This window comes from Nonomuraea antimicrobica (assembly GCF_039536965.1).
In the GTDB taxonomy this organism is placed as follows: Bacteria; Actinomycetota; Actinomycetes; order Streptosporangiales; family Streptosporangiaceae; genus Nonomuraea; species Nonomuraea antimicrobica.
Window position 1 is genome coordinate 51894 of record NZ_BAAAZP010000164.1, and the last position, 10322, is coordinate 62215.

The 10322-nt window shown below is 71.0% G+C and carries 9 protein-coding genes; 8 read left to right on the top strand and 1 reads right to left on the bottom strand.

Annotation, left to right across the window (positions count from 1 at the left end; genetic code table 11):
• Positions 1 to 41: 41 nt before the first annotated feature.
• The 6 genes from ABD844_RS40290 (at position 42) to ABD844_RS40315 (ending at position 6582) form a co-directional block, all read left to right on the top strand.
• Entirely contained in the window at positions 42 to 2552 is a 2511-nt protein-coding gene (locus ABD844_RS40290; RefSeq protein ID WP_344890553.1) for a DNA translocase FtsK, read from the top strand.
• A gap of 83 nt (positions 2553 to 2635) precedes the next feature.
• Positions 2636 to 3397, top strand: a complete 762-nt coding sequence (locus ABD844_RS40295; RefSeq protein ID WP_344890556.1) for a helix-turn-helix domain-containing protein — start codon at positions 2636 to 2638, stop codon at positions 3395 to 3397.
• Positions 3398 to 3468: 71 nt separating this feature from the next.
• On the top strand, positions 3469 to 4878 hold the full coding sequence (rimO, locus tag ABD844_RS40300; protein ID WP_344890559.1) for a 30S ribosomal protein S12 methylthiotransferase RimO: 1410 nt from the start codon (positions 3469 to 3471) through the stop codon (positions 4876 to 4878).
• Positions 4875 to 5447: a CDP-diacylglycerol--glycerol-3-phosphate 3-phosphatidyltransferase gene (pgsA, locus tag ABD844_RS40305; protein ID WP_344890562.1), complete on the top strand. Its 573-nt coding sequence runs from the start codon at positions 4875 to 4877 to the stop codon at positions 5445 to 5447. Before rimO ends, pgsA begins: the two co-directional genes overlap by 4 nt.
• Before the next feature lie 3 nt (positions 5448 to 5450).
• Positions 5451 to 5942, top strand: coding sequence for a CinA family protein (locus tag ABD844_RS40310; RefSeq protein WP_344890566.1), 492 nt, complete (start codon positions 5451 to 5453; stop codon positions 5940 to 5942).
• Positions 5943 to 6225: 283 nt separating this feature from the next.
• Entirely contained in the window at positions 6226 to 6582 is a 357-nt protein-coding gene (locus tag ABD844_RS40315) for a helix-turn-helix domain-containing protein (RefSeq protein ID WP_344890577.1), read from the top strand.
• Here ABD844_RS40315 and ABD844_RS40320 read toward each other — a convergent pair.
• Entirely contained in the window at positions 6579 to 7358 is a 780-nt protein-coding gene (locus tag ABD844_RS40320; protein ID WP_344890568.1) for a DNA-formamidopyrimidine glycosylase family protein, read from the bottom strand. The two genes, ABD844_RS40315 and ABD844_RS40320, sit on opposite strands and share 4 nt — an antisense overlap.
• 163 nt (positions 7359 to 7521) lie before the next feature.
• Here ABD844_RS40320 and ABD844_RS40325 point away from each other — a divergent pair, with 163 nt between their 5' ends.
• Both ABD844_RS40325 and ABD844_RS40330 read left to right on the top strand, forming a co-directional pair.
• Positions 7522 to 9429, top strand: coding sequence for a serine/threonine protein kinase (locus ABD844_RS40325; RefSeq protein ID WP_344890571.1), 1908 nt, complete (start codon positions 7522 to 7524; stop codon positions 9427 to 9429).
• Positions 9426 to 10322: serine/threonine-protein kinase (locus tag ABD844_RS40330; RefSeq protein WP_344890574.1), on the top strand; the 897-nt coding region annotated here is incomplete at its 3' end. The genes ABD844_RS40325 and ABD844_RS40330, both read left to right, overlap by 4 nt.

The window sequence follows — 10322 nt, forward strand, 5'->3', positions numbered from 1 at the left end:
CTACGCGCGTGTCGCGGTGTCTCCGACGTACCTTTGGCATCATGGCCACCCGTACGCCGAAAAGCGCATCGAAGGGGCCGGCGAAGCGGTCGACCTCGACCCGTACGACCCCCGCCAAGCGCGGGGCCACGTCGACGGGACGGTCAAAGGCGAAGGGGGCCGCCACCGGCCGCAACTCCTCGGTGACCCATCAGGACCCCGTGAGCTGGGTCTTCACCATGATCGGCAAGTTGATCGTGGGGCTGTGGATGTTGTTCGCCACCGGCATCGGCAGTGCCGCGCGGGCGGTGGGCAAGAACGCCCGCGAGCTCGATCCGGTGCACCGGCGCGACGGGGTGGGCCTGACGGTGCTGGCGGGCGCGATCGTGCTGGCGGCCATGACGTGGCGCAACTCCGACGGGGCCGTGGCCGGTGTGGTCAACGCGGCCGTGCGCGGCGTCTTCGGCTCGCTGGCCTGGGCGCTGCCGCTGCTGCTCGGGCTGCTGGCCTGGCGCTACCTGCGCCACCCCGACCAGAACGCCGACACCGGGCGCATGGTGATCGGCTGGGCCGCGCTGATGGTCGGCGTGCTCGGCGTCGTGCACGTGGCCAACGACACCCCCTACCCGGCCGGCGAGGGCCAGGGCATGGACAAGGTGGCGCAGGCCGGCGGCATGATCGGGTTCATCGTGTCGGCGCCGCCGATGAGCATCCTGCCGTCGTGGGTGACGATCCCGCTGCTGCTGATCCTGTCCGGGTTCGGCGTGCTGGTGATCACCGCCACGCCCGTGCACCGCATCCCCGAGCGGCTGACCGAGCTGAAGCACCTGCTCTTCGAACGCCACTCCGAGACCGAGACGTCCAGGTCGCCGGCGAAGAAGCGGGTCAGGGCCAAGAAGCCCGAGGAGGGCGAGGGCGGCGACGGCGTCAAGCCGTACGACTCGCCCGTGCTGGCGGACAAGGACAAACGGGCCGACCACTCGCCCGAGATCGTCCCCGGGCTGGCCGACGAGGAGGAGGCGCCCGCTCCCGAGGCCGACAAGCGCCCTGAGCCGCCGGAGCCGACGCCCGCGCCCCGCAAGGTGGAGCAGCTCGTGCTGTCGCCGCAGGCGGGTCCCTACAGCCTGCCTGACCTGCAGCACCTCAAGCCGGGCAGCGCCCCGAAGCCGCAGACCAAGGCCAACACGACCGTGGTGAACGCTCTGACCAGCGTCCTCGAGCAGTTCACCATCGACGCGCAGGTGATCGGGTTCACCCGGGGCCCGACCGTGACCCGTTACGAGATCGAGCTCGGGCCCGCGGTGAAGGTGGAGAAGGTCACCGCGCTCACGAAGAACATCGCCTACGCCGTCAAGTCCGCCGACGTCCGCATCCTGTCGCCCATCCCGGGCAAGTCGGCCATCGGGGTCGAGATCCCGAACGCCGACAAGGACCTCGTCGCGCTCGGCGACGTGCTGCGCTCCCAGGTGGCGCAGGCCGACCACCACCCGATGATCGTCGGCCTGGGCAAAGACGTCGAAGGCCGGACGATCGTCGCGAACCTCGCCAAGATGCCCCACCTGCTTATCGCGGGCGCCACAGGCGCCGGCAAGTCGGTCTGCGTCAACGGCCTGATCACCAGCATCCTCATGCGCGCCACCCCCGACGAGGTGCGCATGGTGCTGGTCGACCCCAAGCGGGTCGAGCTCAGCGTGTACGAGGGCATCCCCCACCTCATCACGCCCATCATCACCAACCCGAAGAAGGCCGCCGAGGCCCTCGACTGGGTCGTGGGCGAGATGGACCGGCGCTACGACGACCTGGCGGCGTCGGGGTTCCGGCACGTGGACGAGTTCAACAAGGCCGTGCGGGCGGGCAAGCTGCAGCCGCCGCCGGGCAGTGAGCGGGTCTACCAGCCGTATCCGTACCTGCTGGTGATCGTGGACGAGCTGGCCGACCTCATGATGGTGGCCCCGCGCGACGTCGAAGACTCGATCGTACGCATCACGCAGCTCGCCCGCGCCGCCGGCATCCACCTGGTGATCGCCACCCAGCGGCCCAGCGTCGACGTGGTCACCGGCCTGATCAAGGCCAACGTGCCGTCCAGGCTCGCGTTCGCCGTCTCCAGCCTCACCGACTCGCGGGTCATCCTCGACCAGCCCGGCGCCGACAAGCTGGTCGGCCAGGGCGACGCGCTGTTCCTGCCGATGGGCGCGAGCAAGCCCATCCGCATCCAGAACGCGTTCGTCTCGGAGAAGGAGATCGCCGAGATCGTCACGCACTGCAAGGAGCAGATGCAGGCCGAGTACCGCGACGACGTGGCCGCCGCGCCCGCCAAGCGGGAGATCGACGAGGACATCGGCGACGACCTCGACCTGCTGATCCAGGCGGCCGAGCTGATCGTGACCACCCAGTTCGGCTCGACCTCGATGCTCCAGCGCAAGCTGCGGGTCGGCTTCGCCAAGGCCGGGCGGCTGATGGACCTGCTGGAGAGCCGCAACGTGGTCGGCCCGAGCGAGGGCTCGAAGGCGCGCGAGGTGCTCGTCAAGCCCGACGATCTGCCTGGTTTGCTGGCCGACCTGCGTGGCGAATGACCCCAATGCACGCTTGCACGACGATAACTGATTGAATATGTACCACCACGAAGAGTAGTCGGTGTGGTGGGGGGTGGTTCGCTGTGCAGGAGCAGAGCATCGGGGCCATGCTGGCGGCGGCCAGGCAGTCGGCCGGACTCACGGTCGCGCAGGTCAGCGCGGCCACCAGGATTCGCGAGGCCATGATCCATGGCCTGGAGCAGGATGACTACGGCCAATGCGGGGGAGCCTTCTATGCCAGGGGGCACGTCAGGGCCGTGGCCAAGGCGGTGGGTCTCGACCCCGAGGCCACCGTGCACCTTTACGACCAGCAGCACGGCGGCGCGCCGAAGCCCGTCCGGGCCTCGGCGGTCTTCCAGGCCGACCGCAAGATCAACCTGCGCGAGCGGCGCGGGCCCAACTGGACGATGGCGCTCGGCGTGGCGCTGGCCATCGTGGTGGTCTTCGGCATGATGCGGGTGCTGGGCGGCGCCAGCGACCAGGTGCGCGTGGGTGACGTGCGGGTGGCCTCGGCCCGGCCCAGCGTCCCGCCGAACACGCCCATCACCGAGACGCCCAATCCCGCGCCGTCCAAGGTGTCCGCCAAGAACATGGTGACCGTACGTATCAAGGCGAAACGGTCGTCGTACGTGAACGTGCACGACGCCGACGGGCGCAAGTTGTTCGCCGGTGAGCTCAAGGCCGGCAAGACGTCCACGTGGCAGGCGCCGGAGAAGGTCAACGTGCTCCTGAACGACGCCGGAGCCGTGACACTGCACGTCAACGGCAAGAAGGTGAAGAGCCTGGGCGGCCGGGGAGACGTGGTGCGGCGCTCGTTCGGGCCGCCGAAACCGCAGGCGCGGTAGTCACGGGGAGGTCACCCGGGGGGAGCCCGTGCATCGGGTGGTGGCCAACTCCCGATACCGTAGTGTTCACCATGTCATCCCGCCGAACCGCATCGCTGATCACTCTGGGCTGCGCACGTAACGAGGTCGACTCCGAGGAGCTGGCCGCGCGACTCGAGGCTGCCGGCTGGCAGCTCGACGACGACGAGCCCGAGGTCGTCGTCGTCAATACGTGTGGCTTCATCGACTCGGCCAAGAAAGACTCCATCGACACGCTGCTGGCCGCCGCCGACTCCGGCGCCAAGGTGGTCGCCGCGGGCTGCATGGCCGAGCGCTACGGCAGCGAGCTGGCCGAGGCGCTGCCCGAGGCCGGCGCGGTCATCTCGTTCGACGACTACGCCGAGATCGGCGGCCGTCTCGACGACGTGCTCGCCGGGCGGCCGCTCAAGCCGCACACGCCACGCGACCGCCGCACGCTGCTGCCCATCTCGCCGGTGGATCGTGCCAGCGCGCCGAAGGCCAACATCCCAGGTCACGGCGACCTTCCGGCGGGCCTGGCGCCCGCCACGGGGCCGAGGGTGCTGCGCAAGCGGCTCGACGAGAGCCCGGTCGCCTCGCTCAAGCTGGCCTCCGGCTGCGACCGGCGCTGCTCGTTCTGCGCCATCCCGGCCTTCCGCGGCTCCTACGTCTCGCGCGGGCCGGACGAGCTGCTGGCCGAGGCCGACTGGCTGGCCCACCGGGGGGTGCGCGAGCTGGTCCTGGTGAGCGAAAACTCCACGTCCTACGGCAAGGACCTGGGCGACCTGAGGTCGCTGGAGAAGCTGCTGCCGCGGCTCGCCGCCGTCGAGGGCATCGAGCGCGTACGCGTCAGCTACCTCCAGCCGGCCGAGCTGCGCCCCGGCCTGATCGACGTGATCACCGGCACCGACGGCGTGGCCCCCTACTTCGACCTGTCCTTCCAGCACGCCAGCGGCACGGTGCTGCGCCGGATGCGCCGCTTCGGCGATCCCGAGCGCTTCCTCGGGCTGCTGGAGAGCGTCCGCGAGCGGGCCCCGGAGGCGGGTGTGCGCTCCAACTTCATCGTGGGCTTCCCCGGCGAGACCGAGGAGGAGTTCGCCGACCTCGTCGGGTTCCTGGAGGAGGCCAGACTCGACGTGATCGGCGTGTTCGGCTACTCCGACGAAGACGGCACCGAGGCGGCCGGGCTGCCGGGCAAGCTGGCGCAGGAGGTCATCGACGAGCGCGTACGCGTGCTCAGCGACCTGGCGGAAGAGCTGACCGCCCAGCGCGCGGAGGAGCGCATCGGCACCGAGGTCGACGTGCTGATCGACGACGACCTAGGCGACGGCGGCTACGACGGCAGGGCCGCCCACCAGGGCCCCGAGGTCGACGGGTCCGTCACGGTCCAGGGCATCGGCCTGGTCAAGGGGCAGATCGTACGCGCCGTCGTGGTCGACGCCGAGGGGGTTGACCTGATCGCGCGCATCAAGGCCGGTCCATGACCAGGGACGAGCGCCGCGTGGTGAGCCCGTGGAACATCGCCAACGTCCTCACGGTCCTCCGGTTGGCGCTCGTCCCCTTCTTCGTCTTCTGCCTTTTCCTGCCGGGCACGGGCTGGCGGGTGGTAGCGCTGGCGGTGTTCGCGGTGGCGTCATTCACCGACCACCTCGACGGGGAGCTGGCCAGGCGCTACGGCCTCATCACCGACTTCGGCAAGATCGCCGACCCGATCGCCGACAAGGCGCTCACCGGGGCGGCGCTGGTGTGCCTGTCGATCCTCGACGAGCTGCCCTGGTGGGTCACGATCGTCATCCTCGTCAGAGAGCTGGGCATCACGGCGCTCAGGCTCGTGCTGCTGCGGCGCGCGGTCATCCCGGCCAGCTACGGCGGCAAGGTCAAGACCGTGCTGCAGATCGCCGCCATCGTGCTCTACCTCCTGCCGTTCGTGCCGGGGCCCGTCCGGTGGGTGGTGATGGGCGCGGCCGTCGTGGTCACCGTGGGCACGGGGGCCGACTACGTCATCAGAGCCGCGAAGCTGCGGAGAGTGGCCAGACAGGCGCGCGGGAAGTGATCGATGGCTGACGTGGCCGAGGTGCTGACGATGCTGGTCGGCCAGGGTGCGACGGTCGCGGTGGCGGAGTCGCTGACCGGCGGGCTCATCGGGGCCGCGATCACCTCGGTCTCAGGGTCGTCCAAGGCGTTCAGGGGCGGGGTGATCTCCTACGCCACCGAGCTCAAGCACGAGCTGCTGGGCGTGCCGGCGCAGCTCCTGCGGCGCGAGGGGGCGGTGCATCCCGGGGTGGCCGCGGCGATGGCGGCCGGGGTCGCGCGGGTGTGCGGGGCGACGTACGGGGTGGCGGTGACCGGGGTGGCCGGGCCGGAGCCACAGGACGGCAAGCCGGTCGGCACCGTCTACGTGGCCGTGGCGGGGCCCGGCGGGCGGATCTGGGCCCGCGAACTGAGCCTGGAAGGGTCGCGCGAACGTATCAGGGTAGAGACGGTCGACGAGGCAGTCGATCTCCTTTCAGGTGTGCTCAAGGCGAACGTAGGGGAACATTCCGGGTGATTACCGTGTTACGTCCCGAGCGAACATGCGATGCACGGTCTGACGCGGTGTCGGTGGATACGGGTACGGTGGAGCTGTGAGTGAGGTCCGTGAGCCAACTGCAAGCACCGAGCGCCCGGCAGGCGGGCCTGATGAGTCGCGCAACGAGCCACGAGCGGTTCAGGGCCGGCAGCGCCCAGTGATGACGGCGAGGAGTATGTACGAACCCAACAAGACCAATGTGCGGCACGATCCGATCGCGCGGGGCGTGGTGAAGACGTCCGCGCCGGGGAGGGAGCGACAGATGATTCTGCTGCGTCAACTGCTCGGCGACGTGCTGAGGCGGTTGCGTGTGCGGCAGGGGCGCACGCTACGCGAGGTGTCCACCTTGGCCCGTGTCTCGCTCGGCTACCTGTCCGAGGTGGAGCGCGGCCAGAAGGAAGCCTCGTCCGAGTTGCTCGCGTCCATCTGCGGCGCGCTCGGAGTGCCGCTTTCGCAGGTGTTGCGTGAGGTTTCCGACCAGTTCGCGCTGGCGGAGCTCCAGGCCACTCCTGTGCTGGCCGACGTGCCCGAGCACGAGCGGCTGCCCCTTTCCGAGACGGTTACCGGGTCGATCTCCGACTCCGTGTTCCCCGAAGTCAAGGACATGGTGGCTGCCTAGCCCGGCTGGCAGCCAGGACACCACAGGATCAGCCGTTCCTGTGGCTGTGCCCCCATCTCCCCACGGCTGATGCGGGCGCCGCATCGGCGACAGGGCCTCCCCGCCCTGCCGTAGACCCAGGTCTGATTCGCTGGGCGGCGATCACCTGTGGTCACCGTGCCCGCATGTCCCTTGTTCGCGTCCAGCAGCCGCTGGGCCAGTGTCACGAGCCCCGCGAGATCCTCGATCTCCCCGACCTTCTGCCACGGCCAGATCCCGCGCAGGAATAGGGTCTCGGCGCGATAGATCGTGCCGATCCCCGCCAGGTTGCGCTGATCGAGCAGCGCCTCCCCGATGGTCCTGCCGGGCGACCCTCGCAGCCTTCGCACGGCCTCGTCCGGGTCCCAGTCCGCGCCGAGCAGGTCCGGCCCCAGGTGGCCCACCAGGCGCTCCTCCTCGCCCGTCCTGACGAGATCCACCATTCCCAGCTTGACCCCGACGGCCTGCCACCGCTCGTTGGCCAGGATCAGCCTTACCTGGTCGCCGGGGGCGGTGCGCCGCCCGGCGGGCGCGATCTGCCAGCTTCCGTCCATGCGCAGGTGGGTGTGCACCGTGAGGTCGCCCTCCACCCGGGTGAGCAGGTGCTTGCCCCGGGAGAGCGTGGTGACGACCGCCCGGCCGCGCAGGTCGGCGGTGGCGTGCCTGGGGACGCGGAAGTCCGACCGGAGGAGCACGCTCCCGTCGAGCGCGCCCCTCAGCCGGGCGGCCGTGCGGTACACGGCGTCTCCTTCGGGCACCTCTCCAGTCTAGGAACCTGCGCCCGCCGCGCTCGGCCGTGTCGAGCACGTCCCGTGGCCGGGGGTGCGCGGACGGTGGGAATGCGGTCTGGGGTGCCGTTCGGCGCCCTTGGCGGTGATAATGATGATCGCCGATGTTCGTGACGGAAGGCCGAGACGAGCCATGCCGGGGATCACGGGGTTACGGGCGGGAGATCCCGCCGAGGTCGCGCAATACAGGCTCACCGGCCGCCTGGGGCCGAGCGTGTACACCGGGCGGTCCAGAGACGGCGAGCCCGTGGTCGTGCGGCTGCTGCCGCCCGCCATGGAGGCCGAGCCCTTCCTGCGGGCCATGGAGCCGCTGCGGGCCCTGTCCGCGGTCGGCACCGCGCAGATCGTGGCCACCGGGGCGCTGGGCGAGCAGGCGTACCTGGTGACGGAGTTCGTGGACGGCCCGGCGCTGAAGGAGGCCGGCGGCACGTTCGACGCCGTGGGGCTCTACCGGCTGGCGACCGGCACGATCACCGCCCTGGTCGCCGTGCACCAGGCGGGGCTCGTCCACGGTGACCTCCGGCCGGGCAACGTGCTGCTCGGCCCCGACGGGCCCCGGTTGATCGACGCGGGCCTGGAGCAGGCGATGGCGCAGGCGTCCGTCTCCACCCGCAGGGTCGCCGTCCCCGCCTACACCGCGCCCGAGCGGCTGCGCGGCGCCCGCGCGCAGGCGCCGGCCGACGTGTTCTCGTGGGCGGCGACCATGGTGTTCGCCGCCGGTGGCGCCTCGCCCTTCGAGGGCGGCTCGATGGGAGCCACCGTCGACCGCATCGTCAACGGCGAGCCCGACCTGCCCGACCTCGGCGAGTTGCGCGACCTGATCGCGGCCTGCCTGGCCAAGGACCCGGCCGCGCGGCCCGCCGCCAGCGAGGTGTTGCTGCGGCTCGTCGGCCAGACCGCGTTCCTGACCGGGCGGCAGGCGGACCCGGGGTCAGGGGAGAGCGATCCCCCGCGGGCGGGCCGGAGCCTCTTGGTGGCGGTCGCCGCGTTCGTCGCCGGGGCGTTGGTGTCGGGAGTGGGCGTCTACGCTCTCACCGGCGCCGACCGGACCGCCGCGACCACGGACGCCACGACCGTCTCGCCCAGCCCGTCCGGCACGCCCACAGTCACCTCGTCCCAGGCCGTGGCGCCCGACGACAAGGTGGAGAAGAAGGCGGCGACCGACACGGAGCTGCCCGGGACCGGCGTCACCCTGCACGAGCACCCGAACGACTCGATGCGGGTCGCCGCCTACCTCGAGAGCGACGGCAAGTTCACCAGCTACGCCAGGGACAGGACGGGGGCCTTCAAGGCCGTCAGCGCCTACGAGCAGCCCTTCCTGTCGCCCGGCGGTGACTGGGTGGCGCTCAATCCCATGCTCAAGTTCCAGGGCTCCGAGCTGGACCAGATCAAGTTCGTCAGGATGTCCACCAGCGAGTCGTTCGTCGTCAGCACGGTCAAGAAGCCCCTGCAGACCATGATCCCCGTCTGGTCCAGGGACGGCGGCAGGCTGCTGCTGTCGGTCTACGAGACGGTGAAGGACGGGCGGCGGCTCGTGGGCTTCGTCGTCGTGGACGTGGCCACCAGGAAGGCCGTCCACGTCGAGACCGAGTACGTCGACGACGGCTCCCTCTACTACAACTTCGCGCCCGACGGGGCGATCATGCGCGGCTTCGGGGACGGCAAGAACACCGGCGTCCAGTTCTACGACCTGTCGGGCCAGGTCACCAAGACGATGCACTGGGTGGGCCTGCCGCGCGGCGGCGAGTGGTTCTCGCCGTCGGGCACCAGGCTCGCCACCGTCTGCCCGAACGGCGAGGAGCTGTGCGTCTGGGACGCCAGGACCGGTGCCCGCCAGGCGACCGTGCGGCTGGCGAGAAAGGACGGCGGCTTCCTCGGCTGGTTCAACGAGAAGCACCTCCTCACGCAGGACCCCGGCAAGAAGAAGGGCACCCAGCAGATCAAGGTCATCGACCTCGCGGGGGCGACCAGGCGGGTGCTGGCCGACCTGGCGGCGGACGACTCCACCCTCCTCCAGATCGCCCGGGTGCCGGGCTCATGAGGCCGCTGCTCGCGACCGACCCCGACCGGGTGGACGGCCATCGCATCGTCGGGCGGCTGGGCGAGGGCGGCCAGGGCGTCGTCTACCTCGGCGAGTCGCCCGACGGGACGCGGGTCGCGATCAAGATGCTCGGCGCGGGCCTGGACGACCCCGACGCGCGGGCGCGCTTCGGCCAGGAGGTCGGCTACGCGCGGCGGGTCAAGGCGTTCTGCACGGCGCAGGTGCTGGCCAGCGGCGAGTTCGGCGGCACGCCGTACGTGGTGAGCGAGTACGTGGACGGCCCCTCGCTGGCGACCGTGATCCTCGACCGGGGCCCGCTGCGCGGCGCCGAACTGCGCCGCCTGGCGATCGGCACGCTGACCGCGTTGGCCGCCATCCACCGGGCCGGCGTCGTGCACCGGGACTTCAAGCCCGGCAACGTGCTGCTCAGCAGGGACGGGCCACGCGTGATCGACTTCGGCATCTCCCGGGCGCTGGAGGAGCTGGAGCACCCCGGGGACCACATCGTGGGGACGCCGCCGTACATGGCGCCGGAACAGTTCGGCGGCGGTCCGTCAGGGCCTGCGGCCGACCTGTTCGCCTGGGCCTCGACCATGGTGGCCGCCGCGACGGGCCGGCCGCCGTTCGGCACGGGCGAGGTGGCCCCGCTGGTCAACCGCATTCTGTCCGCCGAGCCCGACCTCGGTGACCTCGACGGCGAGCTGCGCGAGCTGGCCGTACGCTGCCTGGCCAAGGATCCCGCCGCGCGGCCCACGGCGACGTACGCGCTGCTCACGCTGCTCGGGCACCGGGTGCCGGAGCAGGCACTGAGGCAGGCCGGCGAGCAGCGGCTGCTGGCCGAGGGGCAGCAGTCGGCGGCCCCGCCGCGTCGCCGCGGCCGGCCCCTGCTGGCC

Bases quoted from the DNA above. Each gene is read 5' to 3' on its own strand.
- ABD844_RS40290 (WP_344890553.1), top strand. From the start codon at position 42: ATGGCCACCCGTACGCCGAAAAGCGCATCGAAGGGGCCGGCGAAGCGG.
- rimO (WP_344890559.1), top strand. From the start codon at position 3,469: ATGTCATCCCGCCGAACCGCATCGCTGATCACTCTGGGCTGCGCACGT.
- pgsA (WP_344890562.1), top strand. From the start codon at position 4,875: ATGACCAGGGACGAGCGCCGCGTGGTGAGCCCGTGGAACATCGCCAAC.
- ABD844_RS40310 (WP_344890566.1), top strand. From the start codon at position 5,451: ATGGCTGACGTGGCCGAGGTGCTGACGATGCTGGTCGGCCAGGGTGCG.
- ABD844_RS40315 (WP_344890577.1), top strand. From the start codon at position 6,226: ATGATTCTGCTGCGTCAACTGCTCGGCGACGTGCTGAGGCGGTTGCGT.
- ABD844_RS40325 (WP_344890571.1), top strand. From the start codon at position 7,522: ATGCCGGGGATCACGGGGTTACGGGCGGGAGATCCCGCCGAGGTCGCG.